We start from the raw sequence: 23,538 nt of genomic DNA on the forward strand, positions 1-23,538 counted from the left end.
GGATGTCTCATACGGTGACCAGGTCTTTCAGCTGTTCGTAGCGGGCGTCGCCGATGCCGTCGACCTTGCGCAGGTCGGTGACGGCCTTGAAACCGCCCTGGGCGTCGCGGGCGTCGAGGATCCGCTGGGCCAGCACCGGACCCACCCCGGGCAGCCCGTCCAGGTCGGACAGGGTCGCGGCGTTCAGGTTGACCAGGCCACCCGCGCTGCCACCGCCGGCCGGAGCGGCCGGCCCGGTCGGGAGCGCGACACCCGGCGGGGGCGTCACGCCGACCATGATGAGCTCGCCGTCCACCACCTTGCGGGCAAGGTTGAGCGCTGAGACATCCACCCCCTGGTCGGCGCCGCCGGCCGCGGTCAGCGCGTCGGCCACCCGCGCGCCGGGGGCCAGTCGCACCAGGCCGGGCTTGCGGACCTTGCCGCCGACCGCAACCACCACCTCAGCCGCGCCGGACGCCGGGGCGGAGGCCACCTCGGCGTCCGACTCGGCCACGTTGAGCGGGGGCGGCGCCACCGGGTCAACCCGGGGCCGGGCCCGCCAGGCCAGCACGGCGGCGATCACGATCACGACGGCGGCCACCGCGCCCAGCGCCCGGACCCCACGCCGACCCGGATCGAACGCCCCCATCCCGAAGCGCCGCCCGCCGTCGCCCGAACCACTGCCGAAGGCCCCCGCCGCGGTCAGCTCCGGCTCCTCGGGCTCCGGCAGATTCGACGACGTGAGAGCGAAGCGGTCTCGCCCCGGCTCGAACACATAGTTGTCCGACGGCGGCTCAGGCATCACCCACGCGGGCGGCGGGAGCGAACCCCGCCGGTCCGGCACGTGCGGTTCCGCCTCGGGCAGCACATCACCGAGATGCGACGACCGAAGGTCACCCTCCTCCACGACGCGGTAGGCCCCGGTTCCGCCTTTCAGCGCCACGACCACCGGCGGCGGTGAGACTGCATTCCCGGACCCGGCGAGGGAGGGTCTGTCCATGGTTGCGATCCCGCGGCCCGGAGGGACGTGGACCGGCTTGTCTGTGGTTACCATCTCCCGGCCTGGAGGGAAGCCGCTTGGTTCCGGGGCGGGTGGCACCACAAGATCTCCCGGTGACGGCCCGGCCGAGCCGTGAGCGCCCATCACCGGACCGATCGGCTCATCGAACGAAGCCGCCGATGAAGCGGCTGCAACCGCCGCGGCTATCGCAGCCTCCGGGGGTGCGGCCGAAACAGGGCGCGCAGCCGGCGGCGTGGCCCACGGGGTGCCGGGCCGATAGCCGCGCGCCTGCGGAGGAAGAGGCGGCTCAGGAAGAGGCGTGGGTGGGTGAAACACGGCGCTGGGCGCCGCCTCCAGGTCGACGTCGTCGGGCCACGAAGGGATGACGTCCGACCACTCCAGCGGATCTCCCACCTCAGCCAGCCCGGCCAGCCCGTCGACATACGCCGACCCGGGCACATCGACCGGACCAGCAGCGGACCCAGGAACAGGACCGGCGGCCGACAGGGGGCGGACAGACGGCGAGGGGCGGACAGACGGCGAGGGACCAACAGACGGCAAGGGGTGGCCGGGGGAAGGCGAGTGACCGTCCAGCAAAGCCCCCGCGGCCGGCCCCGGGCGGGCCGGGTGAGGGGCCACCGGTGGGGAAGGACGGATGGGGAAGGATGGGGTGGAGTGTGGAGCGCCCGAAGGCGGAGGTGACACCGCCGCAGGCGGCAGCACTGACCTCAGCCTCTGCGCTGTGGCCTCGTCGGTAGGGGTCCGCTCTCGCACGCACAGCAAGCTAGGGAGAACACGAAGATCTTGCCCAGGTGCCTGTGGACAGAGGTGCATTGTGGATAAGTCCGCGATCATGTCCGAACGTGATATGGCGGACCGGCTCAGGGCGGCCGGTTGTGTCTTCGCCGAGGACGAGGCAGCGATCGTCGCCGAGGCCGCCACCGACGCCGCGACCAGGGAACTCATGGTGGAACGCAGGGCCGGGGGTGAGCCGCTGGAGCAGGTTGTGGGCTACGCCGATTTCGCCGGGGTCCGCGTACGGCTGCGGCCCGGTGTCTTCGTCCCCCGGGTCCGCAGCGAGCTCCTGGTGCGCCTGGCCGCCGAGGAGAACCCGCGAATCGTGGTGGATCTCTGCTGCGGCTCGGGCGCCCTGGGTCTGGCCGTCCGCCGCAGGAGCCCCGGCATCGAGCTGCACGCCGCCGACCTCGACCCGAACGCCACGGCGTGCGCCCGCGACAACGGCCTCACCGACGTCCACCTGGGCGACCTGTACGACCCTTTGCCCCGCACCCTGCGGGGCCGCGTCGACGTCCTGGTCGCCAACGTCCCCTACGTCGCCACCGCTCACATCCCGCTGCTGCCGGCCGAGGCGCGCGACCACGAGCCCGCGATCGCCCTTGACGGCGGTGCCGACGGGCTTGATATCTTTCGCCGCGTGTCCGGGAGCGCTCCCACGTGGCTCGCCCCGAACGGCGTCCTGCTCTCGGAGATCACGGAAGCGCAGCAGAAAGGCGCTCTCGATGCCATCCGCCGGTCGGGTCTGGACGGCGACGTCGTCTACGACGAAGATCTCGATGCGCGAGTGGCCCGGGCCCGCCAGAGGACCGGCTGAGCCGGGAAGAGAGGCATCCGGGGTGGGAAGGTTCGCCCGGGCCAGGCTGGCCTCCCAGGTGGCCCGGCGCCTGCGACGGGCCGGTTTCGCGGCCGTCCGCTACGACTCTCGAGCCTTCCAGGTCCGTTTCACCACAGAGGTCGCGGCGGATGCCGAGCCTGGCATCCTCGACCTGGCCCCTCTCCTGAAAAGTCCAAGAAGAGGGCGAAAAAAGAGGATCCAGGCGTACATATCTGGCCTCAGCCCCGACCCCATCCCCGCGGACTGGCAGACGGCACGGCCCCTCCTCCGCCCAGTCCTCCGAGGAGCCACCCCCGGCAACCCCCTCAAGCGAACCGCCTTGCCCTATTTGTCGGAATACGTCGTCATCGACCATCCCGAGGCGATGACCTACGTAACCGAGAGCCAGCTCAAAACCTGGCACGTACGCCCGAACGAGGTCTTCAAAGCCGCCCGCGACAACCTGGAGGCGGCCACCCTCCAGGGCTCCCCCACCGAGCTGATCCGCTTCATCGACGACGGCGACTCCTACTGGACCTCCCACCTCCTGCTCGAGCACTGGCTGCAACGCCTCGAACCCCAGGTCGGCGGCCCTCCGATCGCCTTCGCTCCCGAGCGCGGCACGCTGCTGATCACCTCGACCGGCAGCCCGCATCTGCGTGCCGTCTTCGCCCAGGCCGAGGAGCTCTACGCGAGGTCGGCCAGACCCATCACCCCCATGGCGTACGTCAGTGACTCCCACGGCTGCACGGTGCCCTTCGCCGTGCCCGAGGACCACCCGCTCCACCACGCGGTGGGGCGCGCCGAACGCATCCTGGCCGTCCAGGAGTACACGCGACAGGCCGGCCACCTGTCCGAGCCCGCCGCCGAGCTGGTTCTGACCGGCGACGACGGGACGGGCTGGCGCACCCGGGCTGTCTGGGACGAGAAGGCGCTGCTGCCCACGGCCGACGAGGTGCAGATCGGCGACCGTACGATCCCCTGGCCCGACCTGGAGCTGGAACCGGTGCCCGGCCTGGAGCCGATCAGGTGGCGGGCCGCCGGTGCACCACAATCCCCGCCACCCCGGGACCCACGTGCGCGGCGACCACAGCGCCGATCTCGGTGATGTAGCAGTCCCGCAGCCTGTCCCCGAGCCGCATCGCCACCTGGTCGGCCAGCGCCGCCGCCCGGTCCGGTGACTGCAGGTGGTGGACGGCGATGTCGGCGAGCCCGTCCCCCGAGGCCTCCACCGCGAGGTCGACCAGCTTGGCCAGCGCCCGCCCGGCCGTACGCACCCGGTCCTTCACGACGATCTTGCCGTCGGCCATGTGCAGGATCGGCTTGACCGACAGCGCCGTGCCGACCAGGGCCGAGGCCGCCCCGATGCGCCCGCCCCGCCGCAGGAACTCGAGCGTGTCGACGTAGAACAGCGTGCTCACCTGCTCGGCGTGGGTCACGGCCTGAGCCCGTACGGAGGGAAGGTCTTGACCTTTGACCGCGGCGTCGGCGGCGGCCAGGGCGGCGAACCCGAGCCCCATCCCCGTGGTGCCGCTGTCGACCACCTCGACCCGGGACCCGAACTCGGTGGCGGCCAGCACGGCGGCCTCGTGGGTGCCGGAGAGCTGGGCCGACAGGTGCACGGAGACGATGCCGTCGGCGCCCTCGTCGAACAGCTTGCGATAGGCCGCCGCGAACTGGGAGGGGGCGGGCCGGGACGTGCTCACCGCGACGCGGCGCTCGCCCAGGGCCCGCGCGACCTCGGCCGGCTGGATCTCGACACCCTCGAGCCCGTCGGCGCCGTTGATGACCACCGTGAGGGGCACGACGGTCAGCTCATACGAGCCGCTGAGTTCGGCGGGCAGGTACGCGGTGGAGTCGGTGACAACCGCGACGGGCATGCGGGCACCGTAACCGATCGGAACATGCCCAGGTGAGAGCGGGGGTCAGCCCTTCTCGACGGAGGTCACGACGAACGGCACGCCCTGCTGGCAGGTCGACATCATGCCGGGCTCGGAACGGCCCGAAATCTTGACCTTGCTGCCCACGGCGGCGTCGGCGCGCATCGCCGGGTCGTCGAAGACCAGCAGGTGGGAGCCGGTGGCGTCGTTGACGAGCAGGCAGTTCGGCTCGACCCCGGCGGTCACGGTGCCGGTGATGGTCGTGGCGCCCGGGTTGGGCCGCCCCGAGGGCTCCCCGGCCGGACCGGTGGGCTTGGCGGTGGGGGCGGGCAGGTCGACCACGTCCGACGCCGAGGGAGAGGGCGCCGGGGCGGCGGCGCCGTTCTCGCTCGCGTTGTTGGCGCAGCCGGCCGCCACGAGCAGAAGGAGCAATACGGCGGGAACGGTACGAGTCACCATGATGCTTGGACGCTACCGGATCAAGCCCGGTTCCCCGGGACGGAAAACGGTCAGACGGGCGGCGGCACCGGCCGGTCGCTGAACGGCCCCACGTTGTACGCCGCGAGCTGCCAGCCCCGCTTGACGTCGAGGGTGAGCTCGATCCAGTGGCAGTTCTGCAGGGCCCGCAGCGTGCGCAGCTGCTCCGCCGGCCAGCCGAGCAGGTGCCCGATGCCCTGACGGGCGGCGGCGCCGTGGGTCGCGACCACGACCGTGCCGCCGGCGGGCGCCTGGGCCACCACGTCGCGCAGCGCGTCGGCCACCCGCTTGCCCAGGTCCTCAAGGGTCTCGACGTCGCCGCCGACCTCCTGCCCGGCTGTCCAGCGGGCATGCTGGTCGGGATGGAGCGAGGCCACCTCGGCCATCGTGTGGCCCTGCCACGAGCCGAAATACCGCTCACGGAGCCGCTTGTCGTAGCCGATCGAGAGCCCGGTGAGCGCGCCGAGCGCCGCCGCCGTGTCGGACGCCCGCTTGAGGTCGCTCGACACGAGCACGCCGGGTTTCAGCTTGACCAGGATCTCGGCCGCGTCGACGGCCTGCTGGCGGCCGAGCGCGTTGAGCTCGACGTCGGTCTGGCCCTGGACGCGACCGGACGCGTTCCAGTCGGTGTTGCCGTGGCGCCAGACGATCAGGCGGCTCACGAAGCGTCGGCCTCGACCATGTCGCGATCGACGAACGGGATCGTCGGGCAGTCCTTCCACAGCTTGTCGAGGGCGTAGAACTCGCGTTCCTCGGCGTGCTGGATGTGGACGACGATGTCGACGTAGTCGAGAAGCACCCACCGGCCCTGACGCTCGCCCTCACGGCGGACCGGCTTGGCCTTTTCCTCGAGGTTGAGCAGGGCTTCCTCGATGGCGTCGACGATGGCGATGACCTGACGCTCGTTCGACGCCGAGGCGATCACGAAGGCGTCGGTGATGTAGAGCTGGTCTCCGACATCGATCACGACGATGTCTTGCGCCTTCTTGTCGGCGGCGGCCTGCGCGGCCGTCATCGCCAGTTCAAGAGCGCGTTCGCTGACGGGCAAGAGTGTCCCCTCGGTCGGCTTTCTGGTCCTTCAAGCCTCTCACACCGCTGTGACATTTCCCGAGCCCCGATAGAGGCCCCGCTTGTTGATGTATTGCACGACACCGTCGGGCACCAGGTACCACACCGGGTCACCGGCGGCGACCCGGTCGCGGCAGGCCGTCGACGAGATGGCCATGGCCGGCACCTCGACCAGGGTGACGCTGTCCTCCGGAAGGTGATCGTCGGTGAGCTCGAACCCGGGCCGGGTCACCCCCACGAAGTGCGCGGCGGAGAACATCTCCATCGCGTCCTTCCAGCTCAGGATGCGGTTGAGCGCGTCAGCACCGGTGATGAAGAACAGCGACGCGTCGGCGCCGAAGACCGCTCGCATGTCGCGCAGGGTGTCGATGGTGTACGTGGGGCCGTCGCGGTCGATGTCGGCGCGGCTGACGTGGAAACGCGGGTTCGACGCGGTGGCGATGACCGTCATGAGGTAGCGGTCCTCGGCCGGCGAGACCTTGCCCTTCTCGTACGGCTGGCCGGTGGGCACGAACACGACCTCGTCCAGGTCGAAGCGGGCCTGCACCTCGCTCGCGGCGACCAGGTGCCCGTGATGGATGGGGTCGAACGTCCCACCCATGATCCCGATCCGTCGTTGCCGGCCTGACATCAGATCAGAATAGTCTTCACTCCGATCAAGAACGGCGGCCGGGGAGTCAGAGGTCGAGACGCCGCCGGACGGCCCGCAGCAGATCGTCCGCGGTGAACGGCTTCTCCAGCAGCGCGACCCCGGGGTCCAGCGTCCCCTCCGAGTGCAGGACGGGCTGGGCGTAACCGGACATGTAGAGGACCCGGGTGTCGGGCCGGACGGTCACCAGGCGCTCGGCCAGGTCCTTGCCCAGCATGCCGGGCATCACCACGTCGCTGAGCAGCAGGTCGATCGCGCCCTCGTGCCGAGCCGCCAGCGCCAGCGCCTGAGGCCCGCCCTCGGCCGCGATCACCCGGTAGCCGGCGCCGGAAAGGATCCGCCCGGCCACGTCGCGCAGGCCCGGCTCGTCGTCCACGACGAGCAGCGTCTCGCCGCGGCCAGTGGTACGGACGGGACCGGCGGGGGCGGGCCGGGAACCGGGGGAGGCGGGCGGCAGCAGCACGGTGACCGTCGTGCCCAGGCCCGGCTCGGACGAGATGCTCACGTCCCCTCCGGCCTGGGTGACGATGCCGTAGACCATGGCCAGGCCCAGCCCGATGCCCTCGCCGTTGGGCTTGGTGGTGAAGAACGGCTCGAACGCGCGGTCGGCGACGTCGGCGCTCATCCCCCGGCCGGAGTCCCCGACCCGCAGCCGCACCCGGTCGCCCGAGCAGCCGGTGTCGATCACCAGGTTGCCGCCGGCGGGCATCGCGTCCCGGGCGTTGTCCGCGAGCTTGACCAGCAGATGCTCGATCTGCCCGGGGTCGCACTCGACCGGCGGCAGGTCCGCGCCGGGCCGGATGATCAGGGCGACCCGCTCCCCGACCGTACGGCGCAGCTTGTCCTCCAGCCCGGCCACGAAGCCGTTGAGGTCGAACACCTCGGGCCGGACGACCTCGCGGCGGGCGAAGGCGAGCAACTGGTGGGTGAGGTGGGTGGCCCGCTCACCGGCCCGGATGACCTGGCGGGCGTCGGCCGCGATCATCCGCACGTCGGGCTGCTCGGACTCCGCCTCCTCGACGACGAAGCTCGCGTAGTTGACGATCACGCCGAGGATGTTGTTGAAGTCGTGCGCGACCCCGCCGGCCAGCTGACCCAGGCTCTCCAGCCGCTGGTTGCGCACGTCCTCGGACCGCTCCACACCCCACCCCCGTAGAGGGAGAGTAACGGGGGAAAGTCGGCCAAAAGGTCAGAAGCGCGCAGCCAGGGCCCTCCGCAGGTCGTCGTCGGCGTCGAGCACCACTCGCCGCAGGATCGGGTCGAGGCCCTCGTCGGCGAGCAGCCCTGCCGCCAGTTCCCGGGTCCGGGGCTCCACCACCACACTGGGGTACGCTGCCCCGGCCGTCCGCTCCGCGCTCATGCCGTTGCGGATCCGCATCATCGCGGGCATCTCGGCGAAGTACCGCGCCACGTACGGCCGTACCAGGTCGATCTGCTCGGCCTGCCAGAACCCGGACGCGGTCATCTCGACCAGCCGGTTCGACAGCTTGGCGTCCGAGATGATCGCTTCCCAGGCGGCCGCCTTGGCCTCGGCGTCGGGGCGGGCGGCCCGGCAGCGGGCGGCCCACTGCTCGCCGGTCGCGCTGCGGTCCCGCTCGAACTCGGCGTCGATCACGTCGGCACCGGCGGCGCCCAGCACGGCCAGGCGATAGACGATCAGCCAGCGCAGGTCGGCGTCGATCGCCAGGCCGTCCGGCACGTGCTCGCCGGCCAGCCAGTTACGCAGGCGCGCGGTGTCGACCGTGGCGCCGATCAGCCCCCGGGCCGCGGCGAGCTGGCGCGATCCGCCCGGCTCGGAGGCGGCGAGCAGCCGGTCGGCGGCCTGCGCGACCAGTTCCAGCGCGGCCGGGCGGGTCTCCGGGGTGGAGTAGCGGTCGACCAGGCTGCGGGTGGCGCGCAGCACGTCCTCGACGATCACGACCTCGGACTCCACCGGCAGCGCGGCCAGCACCAGGGTGACCAGCTCGGCGACCGGGCGCTCGCCGTCGACGACCGCGTCCAGCGTCGCCGCCCACAGCACAGCCCGGGCCAGCGAGTCGCCCAGCAGCGGCAGCATCACCGGAACGGCCGCGGCCGACTCCTCGTCCAGCCGGATCTTCGCGTACGTGAGGTCGCCGTCGTTGAGCAGCAGCAGGTCGGCCACCGGCTCGCCGGCGAGTTCAGGCACCTCCGTACGCCCGGTGGCGTCGATCTCGGCCTCGACCAGCTTGCGCCGCTTGACCGTGCCGTCGGCCTGCTTGTCCCACAGGCCGATCCCCAGCCGGTGGGGCCGCAGGGTCGGGTACGACTCGGGGGCGGTCTGCTCGACGGCCACCGACTCGTAGGCCGAGCCGTCGTGCCGCACCGCCGTCCGCAGCGTGTTGACCTGGGCCCGGCGCAGCCACACGTCGGCCCAGGCGCTCAGGTCGCGCCCGCTCGACTTGGAGAGCGCGCCCAGCAGGTCGGCCAGCGTCGCGTTGCCGTACGCGTGCGCCTCGAAGTGCGCGTTCACCCCGGTCCGGAACGCCTCCTCGCCGACCCAGGCGACCAGCTGCTTGAGCACGGCCGCGCCCTTGGCGTACGAGATGCCGTCGAAGTTGAGCAGCGCCTGATCGGTGTCGGTGACGTCGGCCGGCGCCACCGGATGGGTCGAGGGGTGCTGGTCGGCCCGCAGCCCCCACGCCTTGCGCTGCATCGCGAACGTCGTCCAGCTGCCCGGGAAGCGGGTGGCCTCGGCCGTGATGCGAGTGCCCATGTACTCGGCGAACGACTCGTTGAGCCACAGGTCGTCCCACCAGGCCATGGTCACCAGGTCGCCGAACCACATGTGCGCCATCTCGTGGGCGATCACGTTGGCCCGGTGCTCGCGCTCGCTCTCGGTGACCGCCGAGCGGTAGATGAACTCGTCGCGGAACACCACCAGCCCGGGGTACTCCATCGCGCCGAAGTTGAACTCGGGCGCGAAGGCCTGCTGGTAGTGGCCGAACGGGTACCGGATGTCGAAGATCTCGTGGTAACGGTCGAAGCACTGCTTGGTGATCTCGAAGATCTCGGGCGCGTCGGCCTCGAGCGCCTCGGCGAGCGCGGCCCGCGCGTACAGGGCCAGCGGGATGCCGTCGTGCGAGTCGGTGACCTCGTGGTACGGCCCGGCGATGAGCGAGCACAGGTACGTCGAGATCGGCTTGGTCGGCTCGAACTCCCAGCGCCCGTCGCGGCCCGAGCGCAGCGGCCCGTTCGCCGCCACCCGCCAGCTCGCCGGGGCGGTCACGCTGATCCGGTAGGACGCCTTGAGGTCGGGCTGGTCGAACGCGGGCAGGATCCGGCCGGCGTTGTTGATGAACATGTGCTGGTAGACGTAGATCGAGCCGTCCGCGGGGTCGACGTACTTGTGCAGGCCCTCGCCCGTGTTCGAATACCGCATCACGGCCTCGACGGCCAGCTCGTTGGCCTCGGCGAGCCCGGTCAGCTCCATCCGTCCCTCGGTCAGCGCCGACTCGGGCAGCGGCGCCCCGTTCAGCGTCATGCTGGTCACCGAGACGGGCTCGAACTCCAGGAACGTCGAGGCCCCTTCCTGGGCGGCGAAGCGCACCACCGTTCGCGCGCCGAAGGTGTCACCCTCGGCGGTCAGGTCGAGATCGACCTCGTACTCGTGGACTTCGACGGTGGCGGCCCGGGCGGTGGCCTCGGCGCGGGTCAAGCTCGGCATCGGACCATCATCCGGTATGACCGGCGCCGCTGCTATCGTGGGTTCCGTGCGCAACGCGAACCTTGCCTGGTGGCTGCCCTGACGGGCGGCTCACCCACGCGCATTTCTTCTCGCGGCCGCCCTTCCCGGGCGGCCGTTCTCGTGTCCCGGGGAAGGGCGTCCCTGACCCCGGAGGACACAGACATGCACCGTCGGCTCACCGGCTTCCAGCCCACCGGCAACCTGCACCTCGGCAACCTGATCGGCGCCATGCGGCCCCTGGTGGCAGCGCAGGACAGACCCTCGATCGCGATGATCGCGGACCTGCACGCGCTCACCATGGAGCACAACCCCGACGCCGTACGGGCGAACACCCTGACCGTCGCCACGGTGCTGCTCGCCGCGGGCGTCGACCCGCAACGCACCGCGATCATCGCCCAGTCCCAGGTGTCCGAGCACACCGGGCTGCACTACCTGCTCGAATGCGTGACCGGCTTCGGCGAGGCGGCCCGCATGATCCAGTTCAAGGAGAAGAGCGCGGCCGGGGGCCCGGTGCGGCTGAGCCTGCTCACCTATCCCGTGCTCATGGCGGCCGACATCCTGCTCCACGACATCGACGAGGTGCCGGTCGGCGAGGACCAGAGTCAGCACCTCGAGCTGGCCCGGACGATCGCCACCCGGTTCAACACCCGATACGGCGAGACCTTCGTCGTGCCCGAGGGCGTCCGTCCCGAGTCGGCCGCTCGGATCATGGACCTGGCCGACCCGTCGCGCAAGATGAGCAAGAGCGCGCCCTCGCCGGCCGGGCGGATCGGGCTGCTCGACCCGCCCGAGACGATCCGCAAGGTCATCGCGCGGGCGGTCACCGACACGGCCGGCGTCGTCCGGCACGACCGGGAGGGTCAGCCGGGGGTGACCAACCTGCTCGAGATCCTGCGGGCCTGCTCCGGCCGCGACCCCGGGGAGCTCACGTCCTACGGCGCGCTCAAGCGGGAGGTCACCGACGCCGTCGAGGCGGTGCTGGCGCCGATCCGGTCGCGTCACGCCGAGCTGTCGCAGGACCCTTCCCACGTACGCAAGATCCTCGCCGAGGGCAAGGCGTACGTGCAGCCGAGGGCGGCCGAGACCGTACGCCGTGCCCGTGCCGCCATCGGCTTGCTGGACTGACGCCTACTCGCCGGTGTCGTCGTCCTCGTCGCTGACCAGAACCGGGCGCTGCGCGTTCGACACCGTCGTCACCGTGCCGTCGGGCGCCATGTGCAGCAGTTCGTCGTCCGAACGGACCCGGCGGGCCTTACGGGCGGCGAGGCGCTCGGCGGCGGAGGCCCGTTGGTTCTCCTCCTCGAGGCGGATGTCGGTGCCGCGCGGCCCGGAGACGTACTCGCCGGCGTTGGGCTGCCAGTCGAACTCGCGCTCGCCGATGCGGACCGGGTCGCCGGCCTGCGCGCCCTTCTTGGCCAGCGCGTCCTCGACCCCGATCCGCTCGAGGCGGTCGGCCAGATAGCCCACGGCCTCGTCGTTGTCGAAGTTCGTCTGCCGGATCCAGCGCTCGACCTTGGCCCCGCGCACCACGTAGACGCCGTCCTCGTCCTGCTCGATCGTGAAGCCGGACTCGTCGACCGCACGGGGCCGCACGATGACCCGGCTCGGCTCGGGCACGGGCTGCTCGAGGCGGTGCTGGGCGACCGTCTCGGCCAGCGCGTAGACCAGCTCCTTGAGACCCTCGCGGGTGACCGCGCTGACCTCGAAGACGCGGTAACCGCGGGACTCCAGGTCGGGTCGCACCATCTCGGCCAGGTCGCGGCCGTCCGGAATGTCGATCTTGTTGAGCACCACCAGCCGGGGACGGTCCTCCAGACCCCCGTACGCCGCCAGCTCGGCCTCGATCGCGTCGAGGTCGGCCAGCGGGTCGCGCTCGATCTCGGGCGTCGCCGCGTCGAGCACGTGCACCAGCACCGAGGTGCGCTCGATGTGCCGCAGGAACTGCATGCCCAGGCCCTTGCCGGTGGCCGCGCCCGGGATCAGGCCCGGCACGTCGGCCACGGTGAAGGTGTGGTCGCCGGCCTGCACCACGCCGAGGTTGGGCACCAGGGTCGTGAACGGGTAATCGGCGATCTTGGGCTTGGCGGCCGAGATGACCGAGATCAGCGACGACTTGCCGGCCGACGGGAAGCCCACCAGGCCCACGTCGGCCACGCTCTTGAGCTCGAGCACGACGTCGAGGTTGTCGCCCGGCTCGCCCAGTTCGGCGAAGCCCGGCACCTTGCGGCGGGTGTTGGCCAGCGAGGCGTTGCCCCGGCCGCCGCGACCACCGCGGGCCACCTCGAACGTGGTGCCCGCGCCGATCAGGTCGGCCAGCACCTCGCCGCCGGCGGTCTGCACGACCGTGCCGTCCGGCACCTTGAGCACCAGGTCCTTGCCGTTGGCGCCGTCGCGGTTGGCCCCCGCGCCACCCCCGCCGTTGGACGCCTTGACGTGCGGGTGGAAGTGGAAGTCCAGCAGCGTGTGAATCTGCGGGTCGACCACGAGGGTGATGCCCCCGCCGTGCCCGCCGTTGCCGCCGTCGGGCCCGCCGAGCGGCTTGAACTTCTCGCGGCGCACCGAGACGCAGCCGTGTCCGCCGTCACCCGCCTGCAGGTGCAGCACGACCCGGTCGACGAACGTGGTCACTGCTCAACTCCTCAAGAGAACCAAAAACAAAGCGGGCCGCGGACCCGGAGGTCCGCGGCCCGCTCAGAGCAAACTTACTCCGCAGCCGGAACGATGCTGACGGTCTTGCGACCACGCTTCGTGCCGAACTGCACATTGCCGGTCGCCAGGGCGAACAGCGTGTCGTCGCCGCCGCGGCCGACCAGGTCGCCCGGGTGGAACTTCGTGCCGCGCTGACGGATCAGGATCTCGCCCGCGCTGACCAGCTGGCCACCGAAACGCTTCACGCCGAGCCGCTGAGCGGCGGAGTCACGGCCGTTCCGCGAGCTGGAGGCACCCTTTTTGTGAGCCATGTCGGATCAGCCCCTACTTCCCGCTCGAGATGCCGGTGACCTTGACCTTGGTCAGCGGCTGACGGTGCCCCTGACGCTTGTGGTAACCGGTCTTGTTCTTGAACTTGTGGATCCGGATCTTCGGACCCTTGGTGTGCTCGGCGATCTCGCCGGACACCGTCACGTTGGCAAGCTTGGCCGCATCGGTCACCAGGTTGTCACCGTCGACGAGGAGGACTGCGGCGAGCGTCAGCGAGTCGCCGGGCACACCCGCGAGCTTCTCGACCTCGATCACGTCGCCCTCGGCAACCTTGTACTGCTTGCCGCCGGTCTTGACGATCGCGTACATCGGACGCGGACTCCCTGAGACTTACGCAGCGAGGTGCGCTGCTTGGCGGATGAAGCTTGGTCTCGGCGTTGGCCAGGATGTTGCTTTCGGCCAGGATGTTGCACTCGCACGAGAACATGGCGCTTAGAAAAGCGCCGTCAGAAAGCGTACTTCATATGCGGGCCCGATCCCAAACCGGGGCGGCCCGCAGGCGCAGGTCAGCCCTTGCCGCAGGCCTTGCCCAGAGTATCAGTCAGCTGGGCCATCTTGGCGGCGTCGAGCTTCGCGACGTCGCCCTCGAGCGCCTTGACCTGCGTACTCATGTCGGTCAGGGCGGCCTTGAGCGTCGTGTCGGTGGTGATCGCGGCCATGTTCGTGAGCGCGAACGAGAAGTTCTCCACGTCCCGGGCGATCTTTTCGGCGGCCTGCCGCTTGGCCTCGGCGCCCTTGCTCGCCGCCTCTTTCCTCAGCTTGGCGTCGTCGGCGAACAGCTTGCCGAAACTGGTGCTGGTGCGTTCGGCCTGGGCGCAGATCTGCCTGGTGTCTCCGGTGAGCGCGGCGTCAGCGGCGGCCACGGCGGCGGTGTCCACCGGGGCCGGCGCGGCCGCGGGGGTGGTCCCGGACGTCGAAGAGGCGCCATCGGAGCAGGCCGCGGTGAGGGCCAGCGCGGCCAGGACGACGCCGGCGGCAAGGCTCGTACGCGGGGAGAAGCGGTGCATGGGGGTCGATCTCCTCGGGGAAGGGGGAAGAGAGTCCCGAGAGAGTAACCGACATCACGACGGAAGCGGCCCGGTCAGTTAACTTTCTTTACCGAACCGCTCCCGTCGATCAATTTGCTGTCAGGGGCGCGTACGCCGCCTGGTCCCCCCGCGCCGCGAACGGCGCCGCCCGCCGGCTCCCGCGCCCACGGGCTCGTCGTCGTCCTCGTCCTCGTCGTCGGCCGCGTCCGGATCGTCGGCGCCGGTCAGCTTCAACGGCTCCGGATCCGGTTCGTCGCCCGACTCGTACCGGGAAAGGTCGTAGCCGCTGATGTCGTACTCGTCGGCCGGGTCGGCGGTGGTCAGCGCCGGGCGTCCGGGCGTCACGATGCCCGAGCCGGCCACGGGGGGAAGCCCCGCGGTCTCGGCGGCCGGGTCGTCGCCCTCGTGCCGTACGGGCCCGGCGACAGCCTCCACCGGCGCCTCGGCCAGGGGCTCCTCCACGACCAATGGCTCCTCGACGGCCGGCACCTCGCTGTTGCCGCCGCCGCGCCGCCGCCGGGACTTGCCCGAGGACTGCTGCTGCTGTTGCTGCGGGGCGGGCGCCGGCTCGGTGCGTGCCGCCGCCGCGACCGCCTTGACCTGGTTGCCCGCGCCGCCGTTGGTCCGCTTCTCCGGCACCGGCTCGGTGTGGATCAGCACCCCCCGGCCCTTGCAGTGGTCGCAGGTCTCGCTGAACGCCTCGAGCAGCCCCGACCCGATCCGCTTCCGGGTCATCTGCACCAGGCCGAGCGAGGTGATCTCAGTGACCTGATGCTTGGTGCGATCGCGGCCCAGGCACTCGGTGAGCCGCCGCAGCACCAGCTCGCGGTTGCTCTCGAGCACCATGTCGATGAAGTCGATCACCACGATGCCGCCGAGGTCCCGCAGCCGCAGCTGCCGGACGATCTCCTCCGCCGCCTCGAGGTTGTTGCGGGTCACCGTCTCCTCGAGGTTGCCGCCCGCGCCGGTGTACTTACCGGTGTTGACGTCGACCACTGTCATCGCCTCGGTGCGGTCGAAGACCAGGTGGCCTCCCGAGGGCAGGAACACCTTGCGGTCGAGGCCCTTGAGGATCTGCTCGTCGATGCGCTGGTCGGCGAAGACGTCCCCGCCGCCGGTGTAGCGGTGCATGCGCTCCAGCAGGTCCGGCGAGACGGAGTTGAGGTAATTCTCCAATTCCCCGTACGCCGAGTCGCCCTGCACCACGAGCTCCCGGAAGTCCTCGTTGAAGAGGTCCCGGACGACCCGGATGACCAGGTCGGGCTCCTCGGAGAGCGCGACCGGCGCGTGCCCCTCGGCCGACTTGCGCTGAATGTCCTCCCACTGCGCCTGCAGCCGCTTGACGTCGCGGGCCAGGTCGTCCTCGCTCGCGCCCTCGGCCGCCGTACGCACGATCACGCCCGCACCGTCCGGCACCAGCTTCTTGAGCACGTCCCGCAGCCGCTTGCGCTCGTTGTCGGGCAGCTTGCGGCTGATCCCGGACGCGTTGCCGTTGGGCACGTAGACCAGGTGCCGGCCGGAAAGCGCGATGTGGCTGCTCAACCGGGCGCCCTTGTGCCCGATCGGGTCCTTGGTCACCTGCACCAGCACCGAGTCGCCCGAGCGCAGCGCCTGCTCGATCGAGCGGGCCCGGCCCTCGAGCCCGGTGGCGTCCCAGTTGACCTCGCCGGCGTACAGCACGGCGTTGCGGCCCCGGCCGATGTCGACGAACGCCGCCTCCATGCTGGGCAGCACGTTCTGCACCTTGCCGAGGTAGACGTTGCCGACCATGGTGCCGGAGGTGCTGCGCGAGACGTAGTGCTCGACCAGGATGCCGTCCTCGAGCACGGCGATCTGGGTGCGGTCGGGCTTCTGCCGCACGACCATCACCCGGTCGACCGCCTCGCGACGGGCCAGGAACTCCGACTCGCTCAGGATCGGCGGACGGGTGCGGCGCTGCTCACGGCCGTCACGGCGACGCTGGCGCTTGGCCTCGAGCCGGGTCGAGCCGGAGACGCCCTGCACTTCGTCCGTACGGCGGGGCTCGCGCACCCGCACGACGGTGTGCACCCCGTCCTCGATGCCCCCGGTCTCCCCGTCGCCGCTGGAACCCTTACGGCGGCGGCGACGCCGGCGGCGGGTCACGCCCTCGCCGTCCTCCGGCTCCTCCTCGTCCTCGGACTCCTCGTCCGCGGACGCCTCGGCACCGTCCTCGTTCTCGTCGGACTCGCCGTCCTCGGCCGGACCCTTGCCCCGGCCACGGCCACGACGGCCACGGCGACGGCGGCGACGGCCCGCGGCGGCGTCATCGTCCTCGTCGTCCTCGCCCTCGGCGCCGTCCTCGACGTCGTCGGCGCTCTCGTCGGCCTCGTCGACCGCCTCCTCGGCGGGCGGGGCGGTGACCTCGGCCTCGGCGGGTTCCTCGGCCGCGCCCCGGCGGCGACGCCGGCTGCGGCGGGTGGGCTCGGCCGGCTCCTCGGTCACGGCGACCGGGATCTCGGCCACCCCGGCCTCGGCCTCGGAGACCTCAGCGGCGGGCGCCTCGGCGACGGGCGGCTGGGTGGCGCCGCGGCGCGACCGCCGGGCCGGGGCCGGCGCCGGAGTGGTCTCGGTGGCCTCGGGCGGCATGAACAGCACAGCCGGCGGCAGGGCAGCGGCCCGCCGCCCACGACGGGGCGCGGGCTTCTCTTCGACGAAGTCGGCATCCAGCGGGATGACCCCGATGATCGGCGTCCCCTCCGCAGCCTCCCCAGCGGCCGCTCCGCCGGCGGCAGCGGGCTGCCCCTCGGCGGTCGCCTCGTCCTCGACCTCGGGCTCCTCGCCCTCGATCACAGCCTCCACCCGCACCGGCGCAACCACCGCAGCGGACGAATCGCCAGAAGCGGGCGAAACACCAGGGGTGCCGGAAGCGTTCGGGCCGGAAGAAGCAGCAGCGGCAGCGGCGTCAACGGCCGGAGCAACAGCCTCAACAGGCTCGGCCACGGCGGGAGCGGCGGCCTTCTTTCGGCTGCGAGTGGCCTTCTTCACCGGCGGGGCAACCTCGGCCGCCGCCTCATCGCCCGGCCCCGCGGCGGGAGCGGCGGCCGGCGCGGCCTTCTTGCGGCTGCGAGTGACCTTCTTCACCGGCGCCGAGGCCGGAGCCTCGTCGGTGACGGCCGGCGTCGCGGCGGGTGACCCGTGGACGTCGGCCACCGGATCGGACGGGCTCGCGGCGTCCTCCGCGCCGACGGCCTCGATGGCCGCTCCGGGCTCGGCCGCCTCAGCGGGGGCGGCCGCGGCGGCGGCTTTGCGACGCGGCGCACGCGTGCGGCGGGCCGGGGTGGTGGCGGCGGTCTCGGGCGGAGTGGCTCCGGCCCCTTCGCCGCCCTGTTCTCCCAGGTTGTCCTGGGGCTCGTTATCGAGCATGGGGCGCTCTCCAGTTCTGGCGGCCCCGGGCGCGTTTGAGCGCTGCCACGCAGGGTCGCCGCAAGTGTTTCGGTCCCGCCGGGTGAGCGGAGGGCTGCCGAAGTCTGTCAACGGACGCCGGCTGCAGCCAGCGCCCTTCCGATGGGGCGTTCCTTACCCCGGAAGGGCCGGTTCGCGATCCGCGTCCAACGGATCGACGATCTCCCCCTGCGCGGTGAGCGTGCCCTGGGCCAGCCGGGTCACCCGTGGGGGCACCGGCGGCTCCAGACCCGCCGCCACGCGCAGGCCGGAAAGGACGTCATCGGGACGTACGGCGGGCGTCACCTGTCGTACGACAAGGTCGATTATCGCACACGGTGCCGCGTCCGCCTCGGAAGGTACGGCGGACTGCTCCGTCACAGCGATGTGCGTCACTGCCTGACGGGCGTCGAACGAGCGCCGGCCCTGCTTGGTCATGCGCTCGACCAGCACCTCGTCGAGATCGGTGAACGCCTTGACGGCCGCCGCGGCGACGGCCGGGTCGACCGACGGCAGCTCCAGGAGCCACCGTGAGGCGTCGATCCGGTCGGCCAGGCTGCCCGGCCCGGCCACCACCGCGTCGAGGATGTCGAGCCCGGGCGAGAGCGCGGCGTCGAGGGCCAGACGCAGCTGCGCGGGGTCGACCTCGCTCTGCAGCCCGATCTCGAGGTATTCCGCCTCGCTGCCGACGCCGGTGGGCGCCGCGCTCGCGTACGAGATCTTGGGGTGGGGGGTGAAGCCCTGGGAGAAGGCGATGGGCACGGCGGCGCGCCGCAGCGCCCGCTCGAACGCGCGGGCGAAGTCGCGGTGCGAGGTGAAGCGCAGCGGGCCGCGTTTGGCGTAGCGGAGACGGATGCGCTGGACGACCGGGGCCTGCCCGCCGACGGGCTGATTCTTGGGGGCCATGTCAGACCGGCACCCGCAGGTTGTTCACCGGGGTCAGCGGGAGCAGTTTCTTGCCGGTGGGGCCGATCTGGATCTCGGTGTCCATCGACGGGCAGACGCCGCAGTCGAAGCACGGGGTCCACCGGCAGTCGTCCTGCTCGAACTCGGACATCGAGTCCTGCCAGTCCTGCCAGAGCCAGTCCTTGTCGAGGCCCGAGTCCAGGTGGTCCCACGGCAGCACCTCGGAGTGCTGACGTTCGCGGGTGGTGAACCAGTCGAGGTCGACCCCGAAGCCGGGCAGCACCTCGGCGCACGCCTCGACCCACCGGGCGTACGAGAAGTGCTCGCTCCAGCCGTCGAAACGGCCGCCCTTTTCCCAGACACGGCGGATGACCGCGCCGACCCGGCGATCGCCGCGCGAGAGCAGGCCCTCGATCAGCGACGGCTCGCCGTCGTGGTACCGGTAGCCGATCGCGCGACCCAGCGAACGATCCGAGTTGATCTCCTGCTTGAGCAGCTTGAGCCGGGCGTCGATGACCTCGGGACGCTCCATCGGCGCCCACTGGAACGGGGTGTGCGGCTTGGGCACAAACCCGCCGATCGACACGGTGCAGCGGATGTCCTTGGTGCCCGCGGCGACGCGGCCGGCCTTGATCACCTCGTGGGCCATCCGGCCGATCTGCAGCACGTCGTCGTCGGTCTCGGTGGGCAGGCCGCACATGAAGTACAGCTTGACCTGGCGCCAGCCGTTGGAATACGCGGTGACGACCGTGCGGATCAGGTCCTCCTCGGTCACCATCTTGTTGATGACCTTGCGGATGCGCTCGGACCCGCCCTCGGGCGCGAAGGTCAGGCCCGTACGGCGGCCGTTCTTCGACAGCTCCTGAGCCAGGTCGATGTTGAAGGCGTCGACGCGGGTGGACGGCAGCGACAGCGAGACGTTGGTGCCTTCGTACTGCTCGGCCAGGCCGGAGCACATGTCGCCGATCTCGGAGTGGTCGGCGCTGGAGAGCGAGAGCAGGCCGACCTCGCTGAAGCCGGAGAACTCGAGGCCCTCCTTGACCATCTGGCCGACCGTGGTGATCGAGCGCTCCCGCACCGGGCGAGTGATCATGCCGGCCTGGCAGAACCGGCAGCCCCGCGTGCAGCCGCGGAAGATCTCCACCGCGTAGCGCTCGTGGACCGTCTCGGCCAGCGGGACCAACGGCTTCTTCGGGTAGGGCCAGGCGTCGAGATCCATGGTGGTGCGCTTGGCGACGCGGAACGGCACGTCGGGCCGGTTGGGCACCACCCGCTGGATGCGGCCGTCGGGCAGGTAGTCGACGTCGTAGAAGCGGGGGACGTAGATGCTCTCGGTGCGCGCGAGGCGCAGCAGCAGCTCGTCGCGGCCACCCGGGCGGCCCTCGGCCTTCCACTCCCGGATGATGCCGGTGATCTCGAGCACGGCTTCCTCGCCGTCGCCGAGCACGGCGGCGTCGATGAAGTCGGCGATCGGTTCGGGGTTGAAGCTGGCGTGGCCGCCGGCGAGGACGATCGGGTCGTCGTCGCCGCGGTCGGCGCTGTTCAGCGGGATGCCGGCCAGGTCGAGCGCGGAGAGCATGTTGGTGTAGCCGAGCTCGGTCGCGAACGACAGGCCCAGCACGTCGAACGCCTTGACCGGGCGGTGCGCGTCGACGGTGAACTGCGGGACGCCGTGCTCCTTCATGAGGGCCTCGAGGTCGGGCCACACCGCATAGGTGCGCTCGGCCAGCACGTCGTCCTGCTCGTTGAGCACCTCGTAGAGGATCTGGACGCCCTGGTTGGGCAGGCCCACCTCGTACGCGTCGGGATACATCAGCGCCCACCGGACGGTGGTGGCGTCCCAGTCCTTGACGACGGCGCCGAGCTCGCCGCCCACGTACTGGATCGGCTTGCTGACCCGGGGCAGCAGCTGCTCGAGCTGCGGGAAGACGGAACGTACGCTCATGGGCCTCTAGGGTACGCGGGCTAACCCGTAAGATCCGCCGCGGCCCTGTCGAGGTCGGTGGCCAGCACGTCCTCGCGGAAGGCGCACAGCTGCAGGGTCATCCGGGCGGGACCGGTGTCGCCCACCACCAGCCGGGCCGGCACGGCGTGCTGCTGCAGATCGCCGATCAGGGCGTCGAGCAGGCGGACCCCGGCGCTGTCCAGGAACGACACGGCGGTCAGGTCGACCAGCACCTTCCCGGCGTTCGCGAGCCGTTCGACGATCGCCTTGCCGATCTCGGGCGCGTTGGACAGGTCGATCTCGCCGGTCAGCGAGACCAGCTCCGCTCCGCCGAACGTCGAGAAGGTGACCCAGCGGTCCAGCTCACCCAGCGGCACCGGCCGCCCGCCCCGCGTGAACTCCATCACGACGCCTCCCGGCGGCCCCGTCGCATCGTGACCGTGGTGCCGTCGGTGCGGTCGAAGAGCACCTGATCCATGGATTCCCGGATCAGTTGCAGGCCCCGGCCGCGGGCGACGTCGGTGACCGGCCCGCGCCAGGTGCCCCGATCGGTTACCCGCACCTCGACCGCCTCGTCCGTCACTGTCGCCACGACATCGATCATCCCGAACGGGTCGTCACGATAGCCGTGCTCGATCGCGTTCGCCACCGCCTCGGAGCAGGCCAGCACGACCGCCTCGCCGCACTCCACGTCGACGTCGTGTGCGGCCAGCCAGGCGCGCAGGTCGGCGCGGAGCAGGGCGATCTGCATGCGGTCGGCGCCGATGCTGCGCTCGAGGCGCTCCTCGGTGCCCAGCGTCACGCAGATCATGCAGACGTCGTCGGCGTGCTCACGGCCGACCAGGGTGTCGGCGAGCCCGGCGGCGAGGCCCGGCAGGGGCGCGTCGCGGCGGCGCGCGTACTCGCGGGCGAGCAGCTCGAAGCCCTTCTCGATCGACCGGCTGCGGCGCTCGATGAGCCCGTCGGTGTAGAGCAGCAGGCGGCTGCCGGCGGGCAGTTTGCGGCGGTGCTCGGTGCGCACCCGGTTGCCGGCCCTCGACCCGAGCGCGGCCGAGCGGCCCTGCAGCAGGTATTCCGGCGCCCCGGCCGGCTCCTGCAACAGCGGGGGCAGATGACCGGCGCAGGAGAACGTCACCTCACCTCCGGCCAGGTCGATCTCGACATACGCGACGGTGGCCATGCGGGCCGATTCGACCCGCTCGACGAACCTGTCCAGCCCCTCGATCAGCAGCGCCGGACCGGCCTCGTTCGACGCCAGGGCGCGTACGGCGCTGCGCAGCTGCCCCATCGTGGTGGCCGCCTCGATCCCCCGGCCGACCACGTCGCCCACGACCAGCGCCAGCTTGTCCGGGCTGATCAGGAACGCGTCGAACCAGTCACCGCCGACCTCGAGCTCCTGCGCGGCGGGCTGGTAGTGCGTCTCGACGGCGAATCGGGGGTCGCCGCCCGGCATCTCCCCCGCCAGCAGGCTGCGCTGCAGCGTGTGGGCGATCTGCCGTTCCTGCTCGTAGAGCCGGGCGTTCTCGAGCGCGAGCCCGGCCCGGTCGGCCAGCTCGATCAGGAACGCCCGCTCGGCCGCGGCGCCCTGCCGGTCGGGCGGCAGCCGCAACGCCAGTGTGCCCAGCACCAGCCCGCGGGCGGTCAGCGGCAGCACCGAGCAATCCAGGTGATCGTCCTCGGCCGGAAACCAGGGCTCGCCGCTCGCCGCCACCTTGCCCAGCCGCCGGCTCAGCATTTCCTCGTCGGGACGGGGACCACCGCTGCTCTCCACGATCGGCGGCGTGCCCACCTGCAACCGCACCTCGGCCCAGTCGGCCACCGCGGGCGCCAGCCGCTCGATCAGGCGGCGGGCGCGGGGCAGCAGCCGGTGCACCTCGTCGAGCGCGCGGGTGATCCCGGCCAGGAAGACCGCTCTTTCCTCGCGGTGGTGGAGGTCGTCGTAGAGCCGGGCCCGGTCGAGCGCCTGGCCGGCCTGCTGGCCGAGGAGGCGGACGACCCGCAGCTCCCCGTCGGTCAGCGTGCGCTCCCCCTTGAAGCTGAAGGCCAGCACGCCGAGCGTCTCGGCCCCGGACTGCTCGTCGGCCGGGCCGGTGGTGAGCGGCAGCAGCACCACCGTGTTACGGCCCGAGCGGCGCATGGTGTCGACCAGGTCGGGGAAGTGCTCGCGGGCCTCGGCCACCGAGCCGATCACGTGCAGGTCGCCGCGCTCGGCCACCCGGGCCACGGCCCGCGGCGACGAGCGGGGCATGTCGTCCCAGTTGCCGGTGGTCGGGTCGGTCGAGGCGACGGCGTGGATCGTGTCGCGCTCGGTGTCGACCAGATAGATGCTGCTGCTGGCGGCGCCGAACGCGGACTCGGGCGCGCGCACCACGGCCTCGGCCACCTCGGCCTCGGTCGGCGCGGCGGCCAGGTCGGCCACGATCTGCTGCAGCACCCGGACCCGGCGCTCCGATGCCTCGGCCACCTGGCGGGCCAGCAGCAGCTCCTTCTCGTACTGCCGGCGCTCGGTCGCGTTGAAGACCGTCGTACGGATCGTCCGCGGCTGCCCCGCTTCGTCGCGGGCCAGCACCGAGTTGACCAGGGTGGGCAGCTGCCGCCCGTCCGAGCAGACCACGTCGAACGCCAGCTCGTGCACCTCGTCCTGCATGCGCAGCAGCGGGGCGTAGTGGGTCTCGTGATAGATCTGCCCGCCGGGTGTGAGCAGGTCACGGAAACGCCGATGGCCGACCAGATCCCCGCGCGTGTAACCCGTCCAGCTCAGGAACGTCTGGTTGACGCGGACGATCGTGCCGTCGGGAAGCGTGGTGAGATAACCGCACGGCGCGTGCTCGTACAGGTCGTCGGGGTTTTCGTCCCAGGGCGGGCGCAACTCCTGCGTCACGTCCGGCCCACCAGAGTCACTCACGG

At 71.5% G+C, this 23,538-nt stretch carries 20 protein-coding genes; 3 read left to right on the forward strand and 17 right to left on the reverse strand.

What is annotated here, in order from left to right; genetic code table 11:
* Positions 1 to 7: 7 nt before the first annotated feature.
* A complete protein-coding gene (locus C8E87_RS46635) occupies positions 8 to 979 on the reverse strand; it encodes a ComEA family DNA-binding protein (RefSeq protein ID WP_307870877.1) in 972 nt (323 codons plus the stop codon).
* Positions 980 to 1,832: 853 nt separating this feature from the next.
* Here C8E87_RS46635 and C8E87_RS08980 point away from each other — a divergent pair.
* Together C8E87_RS08980 and C8E87_RS08985 are read left to right on the forward strand one after the other, a co-directional pair.
* Positions 1,833 to 2,591 carry a putative protein N(5)-glutamine methyltransferase gene (locus C8E87_RS08980; RefSeq protein ID WP_133872654.1) on the forward strand — a complete coding sequence of 253 codons (759 nt, stop codon included), beginning with the start codon at positions 1,833 to 1,835 and terminating at the stop codon, positions 2,589 to 2,591.
* A 385-nt stretch (positions 2,592 to 2,976) separates the two neighbouring features.
* The gene (locus C8E87_RS08985; protein ID WP_239080719.1) at positions 2,977 to 3,699 is read left to right on the forward strand and encodes a hypothetical protein; all 723 of its coding nucleotides are present in this window, start codon (positions 2,977 to 2,979) and stop codon (positions 3,697 to 3,699) included.
* Here the strand turns inward: C8E87_RS08985 and C8E87_RS08990 are convergent.
* Genes C8E87_RS08990 through pepN form a run of 7 tightly spaced genes read right to left on the reverse strand, consistent with a single transcriptional unit; the run spans position 3,617 to position 10,350 of the window.
* Entirely contained in the window at positions 3,617 to 4,471 is an 855-nt protein-coding gene (locus C8E87_RS08990) for a DegV family protein (protein WP_133872656.1), read from the reverse strand. The genes C8E87_RS08985 and C8E87_RS08990 overlap by 83 nt on opposite strands.
* A 45-nt stretch (positions 4,472 to 4,516) precedes the next feature.
* Entirely contained in the window at positions 4,517 to 4,930 is a 414-nt protein-coding gene (locus C8E87_RS08995; RefSeq protein ID WP_133872657.1) for a hypothetical protein, read from the reverse strand.
* Positions 4,931 to 4,980: 50 nt separating this feature from the next.
* Positions 4,981 to 5,610, reverse strand: a complete 630-nt coding sequence (locus C8E87_RS09000; RefSeq protein WP_133872658.1) for a histidine phosphatase family protein — start codon at positions 5,608 to 5,610, stop codon at positions 4,981 to 4,983.
* Positions 5,607 to 5,996 carry a ribosome silencing factor gene (gene rsfS / locus C8E87_RS09005; RefSeq protein WP_133872659.1) on the reverse strand — a complete coding sequence of 130 codons (390 nt, stop codon included), beginning with the start codon at positions 5,994 to 5,996 and terminating at the stop codon, positions 5,607 to 5,609. Before rsfS ends, C8E87_RS09000 begins: the two co-directional genes overlap by 4 nt.
* A 39-nt stretch (positions 5,997 to 6,035) precedes the next feature.
* Entirely contained in the window at positions 6,036 to 6,647 is a 612-nt protein-coding gene (gene nadD / locus C8E87_RS09010) for a nicotinate-nucleotide adenylyltransferase (protein ID WP_133872660.1), read from the reverse strand.
* A gap of 46 nt (positions 6,648 to 6,693) precedes the next feature.
* Positions 6,694 to 7,806, reverse strand: coding sequence for an ATP-binding protein (locus tag C8E87_RS09015; RefSeq protein ID WP_133872661.1), 1,113 nt, complete (start codon positions 7,804 to 7,806; stop codon positions 6,694 to 6,696).
* 48 nt (positions 7,807 to 7,854) lie between these two features.
* Complete coding sequence (pepN, locus tag C8E87_RS09020) at positions 7,855 to 10,350, reverse strand: aminopeptidase N (protein WP_133872662.1); 2,496 nt, start codon at positions 10,348 to 10,350, stop codon at positions 7,855 to 7,857.
* 183 nt (positions 10,351 to 10,533) lie between these two features.
* On the opposite strand from pepN, the gene trpS reads away from it, so the two are divergent.
* Positions 10,534 to 11,496: a tryptophan--tRNA ligase gene (gene trpS, locus C8E87_RS09025; protein ID WP_133872663.1), complete on the forward strand. Its 963-nt coding sequence runs from the start codon at positions 10,534 to 10,536 to the stop codon at positions 11,494 to 11,496.
* A 3-nt stretch (positions 11,497 to 11,499) separates the two neighbouring features.
* On the opposite strand, the gene obgE is transcribed toward trpS, so the two are convergent.
* The 9 genes from obgE to C8E87_RS09070 form a co-directional block, all read right to left on the reverse strand.
* Positions 11,500 to 12,999, reverse strand: coding sequence for a GTPase ObgE (obgE, locus tag C8E87_RS09030; protein ID WP_133872664.1), 1,500 nt, complete (start codon positions 12,997 to 12,999; stop codon positions 11,500 to 11,502).
* A 74-nt stretch (positions 13,000 to 13,073) separates the two neighbouring features.
* Positions 13,074 to 13,331 (reverse strand): 50S ribosomal protein L27, encoded by a 258-nt coding sequence (gene rpmA / locus C8E87_RS09035; protein WP_133872665.1) that lies wholly within the window; start codon positions 13,329 to 13,331, stop codon positions 13,074 to 13,076.
* A gap of 13 nt (positions 13,332 to 13,344) precedes the next feature.
* Positions 13,345 to 13,659 carry a 50S ribosomal protein L21 gene (rplU, locus tag C8E87_RS09040; RefSeq protein WP_133872666.1) on the reverse strand — a complete coding sequence of 105 codons (315 nt, stop codon included), beginning with the start codon at positions 13,657 to 13,659 and terminating at the stop codon, positions 13,345 to 13,347.
* A gap of 197 nt (positions 13,660 to 13,856) precedes the next feature.
* On the reverse strand, positions 13,857 to 14,357 hold the full coding sequence (locus C8E87_RS09045) for a hypothetical protein (protein ID WP_133872667.1): 501 nt from the start codon (positions 14,355 to 14,357) through the stop codon (positions 13,857 to 13,859).
* Between the two features lie 120 nt (positions 14,358 to 14,477).
* Positions 14,478 to 17,762 (reverse strand): Rne/Rng family ribonuclease, encoded by a 3,285-nt coding sequence (locus C8E87_RS09050; RefSeq protein WP_133872668.1) that lies wholly within the window; start codon positions 17,760 to 17,762, stop codon positions 14,478 to 14,480.
* 153 nt (positions 17,763 to 17,915) lie between these two features.
* The gene (locus tag C8E87_RS09055) at positions 17,916 to 18,686 is read right to left on the reverse strand and encodes a TIGR03936 family radical SAM-associated protein (RefSeq protein ID WP_133872669.1); all 771 of its coding nucleotides are present in this window, start codon (positions 18,684 to 18,686) and stop codon (positions 17,916 to 17,918) included.
* 1 nt (position 18,687) lies between these two features.
* Positions 18,688 to 20,631: a TIGR03960 family B12-binding radical SAM protein gene (locus C8E87_RS09060; RefSeq protein ID WP_133872670.1), complete on the reverse strand. Its 1,944-nt coding sequence runs from the start codon at positions 20,629 to 20,631 to the stop codon at positions 18,688 to 18,690.
* 20 nt (positions 20,632 to 20,651) lie between these two features.
* Positions 20,652 to 21,035, reverse strand: a complete 384-nt coding sequence (locus tag C8E87_RS09065) for an STAS domain-containing protein (protein ID WP_133876719.1) — start codon at positions 21,033 to 21,035, stop codon at positions 20,652 to 20,654.
* Positions 21,035 to 23,536: a SpoIIE family protein phosphatase gene (locus C8E87_RS09070; protein WP_239080720.1), complete on the reverse strand. Its 2,502-nt coding sequence runs from the start codon at positions 23,534 to 23,536 to the stop codon at positions 21,035 to 21,037. The genes C8E87_RS09065 and C8E87_RS09070 overlap by 1 nt, the downstream gene beginning before the upstream one ends.
* Between the last annotated feature and the right edge of the window lie 2 nt (positions 23,537 to 23,538).

The organism is Paractinoplanes brasiliensis (assembly GCF_004362215.1).
Classification (GTDB): Bacteria; Actinomycetota; Actinomycetes; order Mycobacteriales; family Micromonosporaceae; genus Actinoplanes; species Actinoplanes brasiliensis.

Excerpts from the sequence above, each read along its gene's own strand:
- pepN (WP_133872662.1), bottom strand. The coding sequence starts at position 10,350 with ATGCCGAGCTTGACCCGCGCCGAGGCCACCGCCCGGGCCGCCACCGTC.
- C8E87_RS46635 (WP_307870877.1), bottom strand. The coding sequence starts at position 979 with ATGGACAGACCCTCCCTCGCCGGGTCCGGGAATGCAGTCTCACCGCCG.
- C8E87_RS09045 (WP_133872667.1), bottom strand. The coding sequence starts at position 14,357 with ATGCACCGCTTCTCCCCGCGTACGAGCCTTGCCGCCGGCGTCGTCCTG.
- C8E87_RS09060 (WP_133872670.1), bottom strand. The coding sequence starts at position 20,631 with ATGAGCGTACGTTCCGTCTTCCCGCAGCTCGAGCAGCTGCTGCCCCGG.
- trpS (WP_133872663.1), top strand. The coding sequence starts at position 10,534 with ATGCACCGTCGGCTCACCGGCTTCCAGCCCACCGGCAACCTGCACCTC.
- C8E87_RS08985 (WP_239080719.1), top strand. The coding sequence starts at position 2,977 with ATGACCTACGTAACCGAGAGCCAGCTCAAAACCTGGCACGTACGCCCG.
- C8E87_RS08990 (WP_133872656.1), bottom strand. The coding sequence starts at position 4,471 with ATGCCCGTCGCGGTTGTCACCGACTCCACCGCGTACCTGCCCGCCGAA.
- C8E87_RS08995 (WP_133872657.1), bottom strand. The coding sequence starts at position 4,930 with ATGGTGACTCGTACCGTTCCCGCCGTATTGCTCCTTCTGCTCGTGGCG.
- C8E87_RS09065 (WP_133876719.1), bottom strand. The coding sequence starts at position 21,035 with ATGGAGTTCACGCGGGGCGGGCGGCCGGTGCCGCTGGGTGAGCTGGAC.
- rpmA (WP_133872665.1), bottom strand. The coding sequence starts at position 13,331 with ATGGCTCACAAAAAGGGTGCCTCCAGCTCGCGGAACGGCCGTGACTCC.
- C8E87_RS09055 (WP_133872669.1), bottom strand. The coding sequence starts at position 18,686 with ATGGCCCCCAAGAATCAGCCCGTCGGCGGGCAGGCCCCGGTCGTCCAG.
- C8E87_RS09050 (WP_133872668.1), bottom strand. The coding sequence starts at position 17,762 with ATGCTCGATAACGAGCCCCAGGACAACCTGGGAGAACAGGGCGGCGAA.
- C8E87_RS08980 (WP_133872654.1), top strand. The coding sequence starts at position 1,833 with ATGTCCGAACGTGATATGGCGGACCGGCTCAGGGCGGCCGGTTGTGTC.
- rplU (WP_133872666.1), bottom strand. The coding sequence starts at position 13,659 with ATGTACGCGATCGTCAAGACCGGCGGCAAGCAGTACAAGGTTGCCGAG.
- nadD (WP_133872660.1), bottom strand. The coding sequence starts at position 6,647 with ATGTCAGGCCGGCAACGACGGATCGGGATCATGGGTGGGACGTTCGAC.